Source organism: Pseudogracilibacillus amylolyticus (SeqCode), assembly GCF_051918545.1.
GTDB lineage: Bacteria > Bacillota > Bacilli > Bacillales > Amphibacillaceae > Pseudogracilibacillus.
The window spans coordinates 1-16397 of record NZ_JBPPZG010000078.1 but is presented as its reverse complement, the minus strand read 5'-3'; the positions used below and the strand labels follow the sequence as shown (position 1 = coordinate 16397).

Sequence of the window (16397 nt, the reverse complement as noted above, 5' to 3'; positions counted from 1 at the left end):
TTATGAGCGAAGCTTATGCAATCTGTATTAGCTTTCAAGGTTTGATGAAATAATGGTTAGGTTTTCCCTTTCACTAATCATATATTTGTTCTTTGACAAAGAAAGCGTGGAAGAAAACGCCATGCAGTATAAACAAAAAATCAGATACGTTCTACTGATGACGAGCTACCTGATTCTTGCGCCATGACTTTCCATGGAAACGAGCGATAACCAAGAAATCTAATGTAATCGTGGTGGATTACTGGCGATGACCCATCAGTATGGATAATGATACTCCCCTACCGTCATGGTTCGAGCGTTTGAAGCGTCGCAAGCTATGAGTAGGGCTGGAAGAAATACTTGCAGGGGTGAAATTTCCGTGGAGCTGTAACCAACAGCCGTCTGATTTTTTTCAGTTTTTATACGAACATGGAATGTCAACACTAAACTGAACAATTATTTTAAGGTTTACTAAGAATTGAGTAACTTGTATTCAGCAGGTGTTAAATAATTTAATGATTCATGAGTTCTAATATTATTAAACCAATTTACGTAATCAAATAGTTCAAGATCAAGAGCTTGTTGACAAGGGAAAACAGTACCATTAATAAACTCTGTTTTGATAGTTTTAAACATTGCTTCAGCGACAGCGTTGTCATAAGGACTGCCTTTTTCACTCAAGGATCGTTCGATGCCAAAAGCTTCCAGAGCATCATCGATAAGCTGATTCTTAAATTCACTTCCTCTATCTGTATGAAATAATTCAATCTGATTTAGATTGTATGGGACAGACGCAAAGGCACGTTGAACTAAAGCTGCAGTCTTATGTGGACCTGCGCTATATCCGATGATTTCACGGTTAAATAAGTCTGTTAGAAAGCAAATGTAATGCCATTTTTGAGCGACACGAACATAAGTTAAATCACTAACAACAACCTTTAACTCCTTGTCCTGATTGAATTCTCGGTTTAGTACGTTTTTAGTTTCTGATTCGTTTACTGTCGATTTTACAGGTTTGAATTGGGCTACTGTATATTTAGATACAAGTCCTTGCTCCTTCATAATTCGCCCAATGCGGCGACGTGAAACTTGCCAACCGAGTTTCTGTAACTCTACTTTTATTTTTCGTTGACCATAGATATTGCGGCTATCTTTGAATATTTTAACAACTAATTTCGTAAGTTCTTCTTCTTGGTTATCACGTTCTTTCGCTTCATAATAGTACGTACTTCTAGGGATTTGCAGGACGTCGCACATTGCTGATATCGAGTATTTGTGAGCGTTGTTTCGAATCACATCTACTTTCGTCCCATTATCAGCGCGGCTTGCTTTAAAATATCATTTTCCATCGCTAGCCTTTGGTTTTCTTTGCGAAGTTTCAGTAGCTCTTCTTGTTCAGGTGTACGATTATCCTTTTCTTCAAATGATCCAGAAGCTTTATGTTGACGAACCCATTTATCAAAGGCAGAAGGCGTCAGCTCGTATTCTTTGATAATTTCACCTCTAGGCTTACCAGATGCATGAAGTTGAACGATTTGTTCTTTAAATTCCTTGGTGAAAGTCCTTCTTTTTCTTTTCGTCATAATTGATTCTCCTCCGACACATGTTGAATCAAGTTTATATGACCTTAATAAATCTGTCTAATTAAGTGTAACCTGTCCAGAGGTTACTCAAGTCAGGGGTGGAGTTGCTCGAGTTGGGGTTGAGGTTGCTCAAGTCAGGGGTGGAGTTGCTCGAGTTGGGGTTGAGGTTGCTCAAGTCAGGGGTGGAGTTGCTCAAGTTGAGGTTGAAGTTGCTCAAGTCGGAGCTGGAGTTGCTCAAGTCGAGGGTGGAGTTGCTCGAGTCGAGTAAAAGTTGCTCATGTCGAAGTAGAAGCATCATCAGCCGCTCCTCTGCATTTATGCTGAACGACTCCTTAGAAATTTCTCTATTCCCTATATCAGTCTAGTAGCCGCGATAAAGTAAACTTTCAACTATCTATCAGTAACAAAATGATGTCGCAGTTTTTGGATGCTATGCCACAAATCCTTTTCTTCAAGTGATAAAATCTTTAATAGAAACACCTAAAAACCCTTGTGCCAATTAACGCACAAGGGTTACTCAAAATCATTTACTTTTTTGTTGTATTTCCAATTCACGCAGTTCAACACGGCGAATTTTCCCTGATGATGTTTTTGGAAGTTTGTCGATAAATTCTATTTCCCTTGGGTATTTGTACGGTGCTGTATGTGCTTTTGAGTAGTTTTGCAGTTCCTTAACAAGAGCGTCCTTATCTTCCGTTTCTTTACGTAACACGATAAATGCTTTCACAATTTGACCACGTATTTCATCTGGACTTCCGACTACCGCGCACTCCTGAACAGCCGGATGTTTTATTAAAACATCTTCTACTTCAAATGGTCCAATTGTATATCCTGAACTAACAATAATATCGTCATCTCGTCCCTCGAACCAAAAATAGCCATCTTCGTCTTTTTTGGCTCGGTCTCCCGTTATGTAAAACTCACCGCGAACTGTCAATTTTGTCCGTTCGTCATCTTTATAATATTTTTTAAATAATGCAGGACTATTCCGTTTAAGCGCAATATCACCAATTTCTCCTGCTTTTACCGGCTCACCTAGATCATTTACAATTTCGACTTCATTACCAGGAGTCGGTTTTCCCATAGATCCAGGTTTTACTTCCATTCCTTTCATTATTCCTAGTAACAGCGTGTTTTCGGTTTGGCCATAACCATCTCGTACGACAATATCAAAATACTTATGAAAAACCTCAATCACTTCCCGGTTTAATGGTTCCCCTGCCGAAACTGCACTATGTAAATTGCTTAAATCAAATGACGTTAACTTTTCAAATTTTGCCATCATCCGGTATTCAGTTGGCGTACAACATAAAACATTAATTTGTTCATCTTGTAACAAAGTTAAGTATTTTTCTGGATTAAATCTACCATTGTAAATGAGCCCTGTTGCACCCGAACCGAGAACCGCTAACAACGGACTCCATACCCATTTTTGCCAACCTGGTGCTGCAGTGGCCCATACATTATCATCTTCTGAAATTCCTAACCAATTTGCTGCAACTGTCCGAAGGTGTGCATATCCCCATCCGTGTGTATGAACAACTCCTTTTGGATTTCCAGTTGTACCTGAAGTATATGGAAGCAAAGCGATATCATCTTTACTTGGATTCTCTAATGCTAAATGATCTGAGGAATTTTCTTTTAATTCGTCTAAGAAAAACCAGTCATCAACCGGCTCTCCTATTGAAAATTTCTTTAAATCATTATATTCCTTTATCCCTTCATAAACAGGTGTAAATGGATAGTAGCTAACAACACCATCAACTTCTCCGTGAGTCACACGATACTGTAAATCTTCCGTTGTTAACATTTCTGAACTTGGAATAATAATGATCCCTGTTTTTAACGCCGCTAAATAAACTTCATATGCTTCTACGATTTTTGGAACCATTACTAGCAGTTTATCGCCTTTTTGTAAACCTTTTTCCAAAAATGCATTTCCCGTCTTATTTACGTTCTTAATTAATTGATCATATGTAATTTCTTTTTTCAAGTCTGTTTCATCGATGTATTTTAATGCAATTTTCCCATCTTTTTTCGCGTGTTTTTCAATTTCCATTACGATATTGTAGTCATCTGGAGCAATTAAATCATCGTGATTCATGTTACCATCTCCTAATTAATCTTTCTTATTAGTATAGCAAAGTAGATATATGAATGAAATCACTACTTCAAAAAAACTGCTTGAAATCTGAATATTAAACTAATTTCCGATTTTAAAAGTCAACTCTAGTCAAAAAATTAGGAAATTCTTTTTCTACTGTTATATCCCTTTGATCCAAATCCGTCTTTCGAAAAAATTCATTAGTCCAGTATGTTCTTCACCTAAAATTGTTTGTGCATTTTCAACAACACCGTGCGAAAAATGACTTTCTATCCAAGCTGTGTGGCGAGTCAATTCACAACTTGTTGAGTCATTCGTCCAAGGACGTCGCACTTTTAGCCAGTGAATAGAAAGTTTCCTATCTGCCAACAAAAAACATCTCTTTACAAAGAGATGCCTTCTGGTACTAATTGTTTTTTCATTAAATCATCCAAACTTTTAAATGTATATCCATCTTTCTTTAGTTGAGTAATTACTTTGTCTAATGCTTTGGCATTATCTTCTGATACAGTATGGAGTAATAAAATTGCTCCAGGATGTATTTGGGTCATTATTTGATCATAGGAATATTTCCACCCTTTTTGATTATTTGTTTCCCAATCTTTAAAAGCCAGTGACCAAAAAACATGAACATAACCAAATTCAGTCGCCCATTTTAATGTATTTTCATTAAATGTACCTCTTGGTGGTCTTAAATACACTGTTTGTTTTTGCTCGGAGACGTCGGCAACAGCTTTTTCTAGCTTGTCCAATTCCTTTTTCATTTCCTCTTTAGCCATCGTCGTAAAATCTGGATGGCTGTATGAATGGTTTCCAATAATATGTCCTTCATCTACCATTCGTTTTACTAAATCCGGTTCCGTTTTCACATAATGTCCTGTAACAAAAAACGTTGCAGGTACTTGATGTTTCTTTAACACTTCAAGGACTTCTTCGGTATACCCTTGCTCATATCCATTATCAAATGTAAAATAAATTTCCTTATCATCAGTAGTTAAATCAGCATATATCGCATCATGTTCTTTTAAAACTTCCCCAAATTTACCTACCTCGGGCAATTTATTATCATAATTTTTCTTATATCCCCATCCATACCCATGCACAGTATTTGGCATTATAAAAAATAGCATCAAGACGATAGCGAAACTTAATCCATATTTTCGTTTCATAAAAAAACTCCTTTTAGCTTATCTTCAACTAAAACAAAGAAAATATGTAATGGATTTGAAAAGCTAAAGTCAAACATATACAATGACATATACACATATATATTTAGTAGAAAGGAGTGCGAGAAGAAGTGAAATTATTAAAAGGAAATTTACTGACGCAAATTTTAATCGCTTTTGTAATCGCTATCATTTTGGGGTTAATTTTTGGTGAATCAATTGAAATATTAAAACCTTTAGGGGATTTATTTTTACGTCTCATTAAATTAATTATTGCACCACTCGTTTTATCAACACTAGTAATTGGAGTTGCAAGTATCGGTGATCCAAAATCATTGGGACGTGTAGGAACAAAAACTATTAGCTATTATTTAATTACAACAGCGATTGCTATCATCATTGGACTTGGTTTCGCATTTATCATTAATCCTGGTAAAGGTCTCTCAATTGATATCCCAAGTACTGAAGTTGAAGTAAATGAGTCAGAAGGAGTTATTCAAACATTTTTGAATATCGTACCAGAAAACCCATTTGCAGCTTTAACAGAAGGGAATATTTTGCAGATTATTTTCTTTGCAATATTCCTTGGATTAGCGATTACGGTTATTGGTAAAAAAGCCGAACCCGTCTTCAATTTTTTTGACAGTTTTGCTGAAGTGATGTTCTGGATCACAGGAATTGTCATGCGATTTGCCCCAATTGGTGTTTTAGGACTTGTAGCACCTATTATTGGGCAATATGGCGCTTCTGTTTTACTTCCACTGTTAAAAATTATTCTTGCAGTTGGAATAGCCTGTCTAGTCCATGCAATCGTAGTGTACTCATTATCAGTAAAAACATTTGCTAACATGAACCCGCTTACATTTTTTAAAGGGATTGCACCAGCTGCAGTAGTTGCATTTAGTACAGCTAGCAGTGCGGGGACTCTGCCAGTAACGATTAAAAACACACAAGAAAACTTAGGTGTATCAAATAAAATCAGCAGTTTTGTTCTCCCTCTAGGTGCAACGATTAACATGGATGGAACAGCAATTTATCAAGGAGTAGCAGTAATTTTTATAGCCCAATTTTATGGCCTTGATTTAACATTTATGCAACTTATTACTGTTGTAATTACGACAATCCTTGCATCCATTGGAACAGCGGGAGTCCCGGGAGCGGGTATGATTATGCTCGCTATGGTTTTAGGTGCAGTTGGATTACCGCTTGAAGGTATTGCTTTAATTGCGGGAATTGATCGGATTTTAGATATGTTCCGTACGACCATAAATATCGTAGGAGACGCCGCTGGAGCCGTTACTGTTGCTGGTACGGAAGAAAATGAAATTGATCGAACCGCTTTTGAAAAATAAAATAACAATCAATTAAAAAAGTGGAATTCCGTAATGTCGTAAAATGACTAACGAACTTCCACTTTTTCTTTACGCTTTTACGCTGCAGTGTCCACTTCTACATCCGTTTCAACCGCATTTTTCCTATTATTTTTCGCTTTTATGAAGAACATAACGGTTAAAATAACAGTTAGTACAGCGCCGACGATAAACGATACAGTCAAATCCAAGTTAAAGCCGATTTTCGCATTTAATATATATATAAATACCATATACGATATAAAAATTGCTGGGATGGCTGCAATAAAGTAATTTTTTCCTTTTATGAATAAATACATTGTGCCTATCCATAGAGCAATCGCGGCAGTTGCTTGGTTCGCCCAAGAAAAATATCTCCAAAGAATATTAAAATCGATTTGTGTTAATAATGCAGAGATTGCAAATAGCGGAATTGCGATCATTAAACGTCTTGCTAATTTTTGCTGATTAATTTTCAGATAATCAGCGATAATGGAGCGTGCAGCACGGAATGCTGTATCCCCAGATGTTATTGGTAGTACAATTGCTCCTAAAATAGCAATCGTTCCACCGATCGCCCCTAGCAATGTAATGGATACTTCATTTACAACGGCTGAAGGTGTCCCTGTAGTAATAAATTCACTTAAAGTTTGTCCATCTAACATACTCATCGCAGCTGCTGCCCAAATCATCGCAATAATTGCTTCAGCAATCATCATTCCATAAAATACATAACGTCCTTGAGACTCTTTTTGTACTGTTCTGGAAATGATTGGTGATTGAGTTGCATGGAAACCAGATAAAGCTCCACAAGTAATTGTAAAGAATAAGATTGGGATTATCGGTAATTTATCAGGATGCATATTTGTTAACGTCAATTCAGGAATGGTATAATCTGATAAAACTAATGCTCCCCCTACACCTAAAGTACCAATTAACAATATCGCCCCAAAATAAGGATACAGTCTACCAATAATCTTATCGATTGGTAACACTGTCGATAAGAAATAATAGAAGAAAATAATTACAATAAGAATACTTAATGCGACTTTACCATTTAGTACGATTGATAATAATGATGCCGGTGTTGTCACAAAAACTGTTCCAACTAAAAGAAGTAATAATAATGCAAAGAAATTTACAATATGTTTTGAAAACTGTCCTAAGAATTTACCAGCCAATTCGGGGATATGTGCCCCTTTATTTCGGATCGAAATCATCCCCGTTAAATAATCATGGACAGCTCCGGCAAAAATGGCTCCAAAAACAATCCATAGAAAAGCGACTGGTCCAAATAGAGCTCCCATAATCGGCCCGAAAATTGGACCCGTTCCAGCAATGTTTAATAATTGAATTAATGCGTTTTTATGTTTATTCATCGGTACATAATCAACGCCGTCGCTATTTGCATACGCTGGCGTTTTTCTTTCTTCGACAGTTCCAAATACTTTTTCAACAAACTTACCATACGTAAAATATGCTACGACTAAAAGTACAATTGATATGAAAAATGTTATCATCTACATACTCCTCTCTATTTTGATGCCGCTTTCATTCTTCGTACTTCAACATGAAAGCGTATATGAAGAAGTATACAGGAAATTGTGAATAAGGAGTATCTAGTATTCGTAACATGTTGTAATAAAAGAATTACGTGTGAGTTTGCGGGAATGAAAGAATGAAAAATTCACATCTCAAGCCGCTCCCTCAATGCTTTTACATAGTTTCTGCTAACCGGTAACTGCTCCTTTACTCCTTCTAGCTCTATATGGTATGCACCATTAAACCATGGAGTTAAACGAATTACATAATATAAGTTCACTAGATAGCTTCTATGGATTCTAAAAAATGAATATGGCATTAATCTTTGTTCAAGTTCTTTTAATGAAGATTTAATGACATACTTATTTTCCTTTGTAATGATTTTTGATTGCTTCCCTTCCGGATACATATACAAAATTTTTTCAATGCTAATATAATCTATCTCACCATCTTTTTCAACAGCAAGTTTCCCCAGTCCAGGATTAGCATCTACATTTGTTACTTGGAATAACTCTTTTTGAATCCGTTCTACTGCTTGGTTTATTTCTTCCTTATCATATGGTTTCAATAAATAATCCACGGCATTGATACGAAATGCCTCTGCAGCAAATTGTGGAAAAGCGGTAGCAAATACAATTAGAGGAATCTTTTTTAATTCCTTTAATGCCTTGGCCACTTCCATTCCATTCATTTTTGGCATTTCAATATCCAAAAATACAACATCCGGTTGTAATTGGATTGCTTGTATAACTGCTTTTTCTCCACTTTCCGCTTCACCAACGATCTTTACTCTATGTATGTCCTCTAATAAAAATCTTAATTCTTCACGAGCAAACCTTTCATCATCAACTATTAAAACATTAATTGTATCCATTTTCTATTTCACCCTCGATTTAGGTATACGAAAAGTCACTATCGTTCCCTTATTCATTTCACTTTTAATAGATAAGCCGGCTTGATCTCCGAACATTATTTTTAATCTTCTATTGACATTATATAAACCTATTCCTGTACCAGTATCTGAGTGTATTTGTTTTAATCCAAGTAATTTAAGTTGTGCTTCTGGAATTCCTTTTCCATTATCTTCTACAATAATTACAATTTCTTGCCCCGCATCTTCTACAATTAAATGTAAAATACAGTTTTCTTCCATATCATTTAGTCCATGATTAATGGCGTTTTCTACGATAGGTTGCAACGTAAAAGGTGGTATTTGTTCATCTAATAAAGACTCATTAATTTGATATTTCACCATTAACTTATCGATAAACCTCGCTTCAATAATCTCTAAATATGCTTTTACATGAGCAATCTCTTGTTTAAGTGAAATTTTCGTAGTGGTGGATTCTGTTACGTTTTGCCTTAAAAAATAAGATAGAGACCTTAATAATTTTCTTGCCTGATCAGGCTTAGACCGGATTAAAGACATAATAATATTGATCGAATTAAATAAAAAATGTGGATTAATTTGCGCTTGTAAAGCTTTTATTTCTGCTTCTTTTGCCAATTGATGAGCACGATCTGCCTCAGCAATTGCGAGTTGATTACTAAGTAAAGCAGAAAGACCATTAATCAATTCAATATTTACATCTTTTATCGCCTTTGCAGAAGAATAATAAATTTTCAATGTTCCAATCGTTTCGTCTCGATGCTTAAGTGGTGCAATAATAACAGCAGTTAATGGGCATTCGGGAAAATCACAATGAACACTTCCATCTTTTATAACTACCAATTCACCTGTTGCTAATACTGTTTTTGTTTCCATCGTTCTTATCGGTGAATTTACTTGATGGTGGTCACTCGCGATCCCCACATGGGCTAGTATTTTTGATTGATTCGTCATCGCAACAGCTGATGGATGCAATTCTTTATATAAAATATTACAGACCGCAAATGCTGTTGAATTATTCATTCCCTTTTGCAGGTAACCGAGCGTCTGGTCTGCAATACGTAGCGTTTTCTGTGCTTGAAGTGCCGATGCTTTTTCCCTTTCTCCGACTACATTATGGATAATCAACATAAATAGTGCTGTACCAATACCATTAGCTAATATCATTGGAATTCCAATTACCTCTACTAAGGCCCAAGCTTTTGCGAATGGTTTTGATAAAAGTAAAATAAGTCCCATTTGCATTGCTTCAGCTCCTGCCCCAACTACCAGTGCAAATAATGGTTTAACGTTTTTACCTTTTCGATAAAATGCACTAGCGATAAAACCAGCTAAAATCGTGGAAAACCCACAAGAAAATGCCGTAAATCCACCTAGGGTCATTCGATGTAGACCTGCAATTAAGCCGACCCCAATTCCTACACGATATCCACCTAATAATCCCGCAATAACTACCCCGATTACACGTGAATTAGCGATAGCTTCATCTTCAACTAATCCAGGTAAAACACTATTAAATTGAGATGTAGAAACATTTAATGCAAAGCCTAAGTACGTTCCCATAATACCAAATAGTCCAAAAAATAAAACAGCTGTTATCACTTGATTTTTTTCTAATTTATCATGATTTATTAAGTTTTTAAAAAATTGCAGCCGAGTAAGGATAAATGCAACCGCAACAATCATACCGACTCTCTCTAACATGATAATCAATAAATTTATCACTGCATTCCCTCTCCCGAGTCTCTTAAGTTATGAATGTATAAAAAAACAGGAATCGCTTTCATTATACATAATTTTAATAACTATTACTATTTAACAAAAAAGAGAAACCATTTTCTGGTTTCTCCATATTTTATAAACACTAGTTTTTATTATTTAATTTTTCGGCTCTAAATCTTCAATGGAATCAATATCCATATATGCAGGAACTGTTAACCCTATTCTTGTTCCCATTAGATTTGGTCCTAAGTCAACCATATCATCTTGATGTTTTTCATAAAATTCTTTATGTGTTAGTGGTAGCCAAGCTGCAACTGTCGCATCTGCATCACTGTTTGCTACAGACTCAAATACAATAGCTACATCGACTGGCGTAACGGTTACATTAAAGCCTTTTTGTTCCATTACTTCTTTCAAAACTCCGGAAGAAGCACGTTCGGAATCCCAAGGAGTTGACACAAGTTCAAATTCTTCACCATCTACATCTTCAACACCTTCTGTCCAGGCAGCGACTTTATCTTCATTTTCTTCTACCCAACGTTTTGCAACGTCTTCTACTTCTTCTCCTGTTTCTTCAGCCTCGTACATAATGTCTTCCATATCTTCTACATTCCACTCGAACTGATCAATTAATTTATACGCTTCAGGCATATCTTCTTCGAGTCCAATTCTTGCTAAAGTATTAATTCCTTCTTCCCCACCATAAATATTTTGTGGATCTTCTAAATATTTCATGTCTGGATATTTCGCAAACATCCAATGTGGGTTCCAACCGGTAATAATAATCGGTTCTTCATTCTCTATGGCTTTATCTAATTCTGCCATCATTGCCGCAGTCGATGATAACTCTACTGACCAGCCTGCTAAATTTTCATATTCTTCTAGTGCTTTTTCCGTTGTAACAGAGATTCCTGCACCTGGTTCAATACCGATGATCGTATAATCTACCAGTTCACCAATGTTTTCTGCCTGCGTATCATTAGTTGCTCCATCATTCTGTTCATCGTTTGCATCATTACCCGAACATGCTGCTAGAAACATTGCTCCAGTAACTCCAATTGCAAGTAATGCCTTTTTTAATGAGAAATTCATATCGTTAAAAAACCGCTCCTTATATTGAAGTTTTAATAAAGAAGGGGCTATTTAATAGCCCCTGTTTAATCATGTTATTTTGTATCTAAATCTTCAATTGAATCAATGTCCATGTACTCAGGTACAACTAAGCCTATCTTAGCTCCTTCTAAGTTTGGACCAAGATCAATTAACTCATCTTGATATTGTTCAAATAAATCACCATGTGTTCCAGGTAACCATGCAGCAACCATTGCGTCTGCTTCACCAGTTGCTACTGCTTCCCACATTACTGCATTATCAAGTGGAGTAACTGTTACATTATATCCTAGATCTTCTAATACTAATCCAATCATATTAGTAGAACCGATTTCAGTATCCCACTCAACATAAACTAATTCAATTTCATCTCCGTCAACTTTATCTACACCTTCTGTCCATTCGGCAACCGTATCTTCATTTTCTTCAATCCACTCCTGAGCAGCATCACGTGGATCAGCACCATCAGAAATCTTTAACATTACTTTCTCAAGATCATCTGGAGACCAGTAAAAATTATCAAGCACTTGGTAAGCTTCAGGCATATCATCTTCTAGTCCTTCGCGCACCATCGTATTAATCGTCTCTGCGTCACCAAACACACCTTTAGGATCGTCTAAATATTTTAAATCATATTTAGCAAATTTCCAGTGTGGTGACCAACCTGTAACAATGATCGGCTCTTCTTTATCATAAGCTTCTCCTAAAGCAGTCGCCATTGCACCACTTGATGAAGCTTGAACTTCCCAGCCTTCTAAGCCATATTCTTCTACAGCGTCTTCTGATGCTTTAAAAACACCTGCTCCAGGTTCGATTCCTGTAATTTGATAATTCATCTCTTCTCCATATTTCACATCTCCGTCAGCTGTACCATCAGTGCCTTCATTATCTGTTCCTTCATCGCCGGAACCGCCACCTCCGCATGCAGCTAATAAGAGTGTTGCTGAAAGTCCTGAAATAATTCCTAAGCGTTTAAGGCTTGTAAACATAAAATAAATACTCCCCTTTAATTATAATTTATATGGAACTTTTCTAATTAAGAAAAGGTGCCAACTAATTTTACTTCTTCTTATTCATGCTTTGTGTAAATCTATCAATAATTATTGCTAATATTACAATTCCAATTCCGGCGACAAATCCTGTTCCAACTTGAGCACGTTGCAGAGCAGATAGAACTTCTCTTCCTAGCCCAGGAGCTCCGATCATCGAAGCAATAACAACCATGGAAAGTGCAAGCATTACTGTTTGGTTAATACCGGCCATAATAGTCGCTTTCGCCATCGGTAATTCAACTTTGAACAATTTTTGAGCACCTGTACTACCAAAAGCTTCCGATGCTTCTACAAGTTCCGCAGACACTTGCCTAATTCCTAGATTTGTAAATCTTACCGTTGGTGGAGTTGCAAAAATCAAGGATGCAAATACACCAGGAACCATTCCGATTCCGAAAAATGCAACGGCAGGGATTAAATAAACAAAAGCAGGCATTGTCTGCATAAAGTCTAGTATTGGTTTTATAATCGCTTCTGCAACCTGACTTTTCGACATTAAAATCCCAACAGGTACGCCTATGATAACGGACAACAAACTAGATATTAACACTAATGAAAACGTATCTATTAAATGTGTCCAATATCCTTGGTTTAGAATGAGCCATAAACCAACAATGGAAAAAGCTGTTAAACCTAATCGTTTTCCTGACAAGAAAAATGCGATAATCGCAACAATAATAATTATTACAACTGGTGGGACAGAATTTATCAGTCCAGCTGTCCATTCCATAAAGTTACCAAAATGAGTTTTGATAGGATCAAATAAAAATGAAAAAGTATTCGTAATTTTTTTCGTAAGCCATTCTGTTCCATCCGCAATTGGGATTTCAGGGATAATGGAAGAAATCACAGTATTAATCATTTCCATTCACTCCCCCTTCACTCGCAAGACCAGCTATAATTGCCCCTCGAACGAGGACTCCGACTAATCGTTTATCCTCCACCACTGCAATTGGGATGGGCGAATCATAGATCATATTAAAGATATCGTTCATCGGTTTATGTTTATCCACCGATTGAATATCTGTTTTTAAAATCTCATTTAAATCACTAATTTGCTTCTTCCTTGCTTCTAAAGCATCATCAGCTGTTACATATCCCTTTAGATGTCGATTATTATCGATTACTAGAATACTAGAAATTCCTTCAGCCCTCATTCGCTCTAAAGCAACCCGTGGACCATGTCTTTCAATATTGACTGTTTCTGGTCGTTTCATTACATGTTTTGCAGTTAGAACTTTGGAACGATCCACATCTTCAACAAATTTTTCAACATAATCATTTGCTGGATTAACGAGAATTTCTTCTGGAGTTCCAATTTGAACAATGGAACCATCACGCATCAATGCAATTCGATCGCCAAGACGAAGTGCTTCATCTAAGTCATGTGTAATAAAAATTATTGTTTTTTGCATTTTTGCTTGTAATTCAATCAATTCATCCTGCATATCTTTTCTGATTAATGGGTCTAACGCTGAAAAAGCCTCGTCCATTAACAATACTTCTGGATCATTTGTTAAGGCACGTGCTAATCCAACCCGTTGTTGCATACCTCCAGATAGTTGGTCTGGATATTGATCGAGATAATCTCCTAGTCCTACTAGTTGTAATGCTTCTGTAGCTTTTTTACGTCGCTCGGTTTTATCCATTTTTTGAATTTCCAAACCAAACTCCGCATTTTCTAAAATGGTACGATGCGGAAACAATGCAAAGCGTTGAAATACCATACTTAATTTTTCGCGTCGAACTTGTCGTAAAGCTTGTTTATCAAGATTGGATATATCTTTGCCATCAATGAAAATATTTCCTTCAGTAGGTTCAATCAATCGATTAATAAGTCTGATGAGGGTAGACTTACCACTTCCTGATAAGCCCATAATAACGAAGAACTCACCTTGTTTTACGGAAAATGTAGCTTTATTTACTGCAACCGTACAACCTGTTTCATTTAATATTTTCTCTTTCGAATGTCCTTGTTCTAACTGTGATAACGCTTCTTTTGTATTCCTCCCAAATACTTTCGTTAAGTTCTTAACTTCAATAACTGGCACACATCTTCACCTCTAACTAGATTTGACTAATTGTAGAGAACGATAAAAATGCCATTTTCGTAACATATCTATATATTGGAACGAAAAAATCATTATTATAATCTTACATTTTTATTCTCTTAATTATAGTCGCTTTAATAAACTTAACGTTTTTTTATTTTTATGACAAATGTGATAAGACGTGAAATAAACGTAGATAATAGTAATTAACACGATATCGAGTCTTTTTTCTAACCTTTCCTTAAAATTACTCGTTTATGCTTGTAATTCATATGCTTTAATCGAAACTTTCCTTTTTGGGAATTTCATCCAGCGTTAACTAAACCTAAATATGAATATTATTAATAAAATACTTCCAGCTATTTACAAAAAACACCAAACAGCTAAAATGCTATTTGATGTTTTTTTATTGATTTTTATTCATCCTCATTTTTATCTGTTGGTTCTCCATCACTTATTAGATCATTAGCGGAATTTTTAAATTCACGCAATGTTTGCCCAGCTGCTTTTCCGATTTCTGGTAATTTTTTTGGTCCGAAAATAATTAACGCTAATATGATGATAAGAATTAAACTTGGAATCCCTATATTAGCTATTCCCATTGCTTCACTCTCCTTTTCTTAAACAATTCGTCTGTTCTCTTGCTCAGAATGATTTTTAGCTAAAGAACCTCCGCCATTTTTCAAATATTTTTCGATCCCTTCTGCCGCTCGATAAGCTAACGCTCCAATTGTTAACGTTGGATGATGGTTACTAAAATGTGGAAAAGCAGATGCTCCAACTACGAACAGATTGTCCATATCCCACATTTGTAAATAATTATTTACTGCAGAGGTTGCAGGATCATCCCCCATGATTACACCGCCGGCATAATGTCCACCAAAATATATGTGGTTAAATTCTTCCGGTACTTCATCTTCATCTATAATGTCTGCTCCCATTTCTTCGAGAACTTCTTTACATTTTTTGATTCCAAATCGTGCAATATTGCGATCTTGATCCTTTAAGCTGTAAGTAACACGCAAGAGGGGATCATTAAATCCATCGGTATAGGTTGGATCTAAATCCGTATAATTATCCCACCACGGCATAATTGCTGGTGTAAACCAAACATTAAGATTTCTGTGCGCATAATAAATAGAATTCTTTTTAAAATCAGGTCCCCAAGTAGGAGTCCCATCTGGCACTTTATTACTCGCAATTGCCCCATCTCCATATTGTCTTATTTCTACTGCTCCGCCATGCAAAAAGTCTAACTCAGTGTGATCAAGATTATCGCCAGTTAAATCAGTAAAAACTGCCCCTAATGCACCAGCACCCATATAGAGATTGAATTTTTTATCATCGAAATAACCCCTTGCTCCTAGAGCAGCACTATTAAATTGACCATTAAAATTTCTTCCAACTACTCCTGTTCTCGTCTTTGGATCATAAGGTTTGCCGATATCAGATAACAATAACAACCGGTTATTTGAGAAGGTAAATGCGCCAAGTACGACAACATCAGCTGGTTGTTCATATTCCTTCCCTGTCACCGTATCAACATACAATACGCCGGTAGCTTTTCCACCTTTATGCATAACTCGACGGGCATAACTATTTGTTCTCAACTCAAAATTCCCTGTCTTTTGAGCTGTCGGTATGACTGTTACTATTGGATCTGCTTTTGCTCCAAAATCACATCCATATTGTGAACAAAATGCACAATACATACATTGATTGATTTTTTCTCCATCCGGATTTTCGTAATTTTGCGACATATTAGCTGAAGGAACTTGAAACGGATGGTAACCTAATTTCTTGGCAGCCTCTTTAAACAAACGAATATTTGGTGATTCTTTCATCGGTGG

14 protein-coding genes are annotated in these 16397 nt (G+C 36.2%); 1 reads left to right on the top strand and 13 read right to left on the bottom strand.

Features of this window, described 5'->3' with window-relative positions; genetic code table 11:
• Positions 1–450: 450 nt before the first annotated feature.
• From ACPYKA_RS10335 to pdaA, 4 genes are all read right to left on the bottom strand, one after another.
• A protein-coding gene (locus ACPYKA_RS10335) for an IS3 family transposase (protein ID WP_479542220.1) occupies positions 451–1562 on the bottom strand; the annotation gives its coding sequence in 2 pieces (ribosomal slippage) (positions 451–1313 and positions 1313–1562; 1113 coding nt in all).
• A gap of 523 nt (positions 1563–2085) precedes the next feature.
• The gene (gene mbcS, locus ACPYKA_RS10330) at positions 2086–3666 is read right to left on the bottom strand and encodes an acyl-CoA synthetase MbcS (protein WP_479542219.1); all 1581 of its coding nucleotides are present in this window, start codon (positions 3664–3666) and stop codon (positions 2086–2088) included.
• A 159-nt stretch (positions 3667–3825) separates the two neighbouring features.
• Entirely contained in the window at positions 3826–4035 is a 210-nt protein-coding gene (locus ACPYKA_RS10325) for a hypothetical protein (RefSeq protein WP_479542218.1), read from the bottom strand.
• 14 nt (positions 4036–4049) lie between these two features.
• Positions 4050–4835: a delta-lactam-biosynthetic de-N-acetylase gene (gene pdaA, locus ACPYKA_RS10320; protein ID WP_479542217.1), complete on the bottom strand. Its 786-nt coding sequence runs from the start codon at positions 4833–4835 to the stop codon at positions 4050–4052.
• Positions 4836–4963: 128 nt separating this feature from the next.
• On the opposite strand from pdaA, the gene ACPYKA_RS10315 reads away from it, so the two are divergent.
• A complete protein-coding gene (locus ACPYKA_RS10315) occupies positions 4964–6184 on the top strand; it encodes a dicarboxylate/amino acid:cation symporter (protein WP_479542216.1) in 1221 nt (406 codons plus the stop codon).
• Between the two features lie 77 nt (positions 6185–6261).
• Here ACPYKA_RS10315 and ACPYKA_RS10310 read toward each other — a convergent pair whose 3' ends face one another.
• The 9 genes from ACPYKA_RS10310 to ACPYKA_RS10270 all read right to left on the bottom strand — a co-directional run.
• The gene (locus ACPYKA_RS10310) at positions 6262–7701 is read right to left on the bottom strand and encodes a carbon starvation CstA family protein (protein WP_479542215.1); all 1440 of its coding nucleotides are present in this window, start codon (positions 7699–7701) and stop codon (positions 6262–6264) included.
• A gap of 167 nt (positions 7702–7868) precedes the next feature.
• Positions 7869–8597: a LytR/AlgR family response regulator transcription factor gene (locus ACPYKA_RS10305; RefSeq protein ID WP_479542214.1), complete on the bottom strand. Its 729-nt coding sequence runs from the start codon at positions 8595–8597 to the stop codon at positions 7869–7871.
• Positions 8598–8600: 3 nt separating this feature from the next.
• Entirely contained in the window at positions 8601–10337 is a 1737-nt protein-coding gene (locus ACPYKA_RS10300) for a LytS/YhcK type 5TM receptor domain-containing protein (RefSeq protein ID WP_479542213.1), read from the bottom strand.
• A 153-nt stretch (positions 10338–10490) separates the two neighbouring features.
• Positions 10491–11426: a glycine betaine ABC transporter substrate-binding protein gene (locus tag ACPYKA_RS10295; RefSeq protein WP_479542212.1), complete on the bottom strand. Its 936-nt coding sequence runs from the start codon at positions 11424–11426 to the stop codon at positions 10491–10493.
• A gap of 74 nt (positions 11427–11500) precedes the next feature.
• The gene (locus ACPYKA_RS10290; RefSeq protein ID WP_479542211.1) at positions 11501–12433 is read right to left on the bottom strand and encodes a glycine betaine ABC transporter substrate-binding protein; all 933 of its coding nucleotides are present in this window, start codon (positions 12431–12433) and stop codon (positions 11501–11503) included.
• Positions 12434–12503: 70 nt separating this feature from the next.
• Complete coding sequence (locus ACPYKA_RS10285; protein WP_479542210.1) at positions 12504–13358, bottom strand: ABC transporter permease; 855 nt, start codon at positions 13356–13358, stop codon at positions 12504–12506.
• Positions 13351–14547, bottom strand: coding sequence for a quaternary amine ABC transporter ATP-binding protein (locus tag ACPYKA_RS10280; protein ID WP_479542209.1), 1197 nt, complete (start codon positions 14545–14547; stop codon positions 13351–13353). Before ACPYKA_RS10280 ends, ACPYKA_RS10285 begins: the two co-directional genes overlap by 8 nt.
• Positions 14548–14963: 416 nt before the next feature.
• The gene (gene tatA / locus ACPYKA_RS10275; RefSeq protein WP_479542208.1) at positions 14964–15149 is read right to left on the bottom strand and encodes a twin-arginine translocase TatA/TatE family subunit; all 186 of its coding nucleotides are present in this window, start codon (positions 15147–15149) and stop codon (positions 14964–14966) included.
• A gap of 18 nt (positions 15150–15167) precedes the next feature.
• Positions 15168–16397: GMC oxidoreductase (locus ACPYKA_RS10270; protein WP_479542207.1), on the bottom strand; the 1230-nt coding region annotated here is incomplete at its 5' end.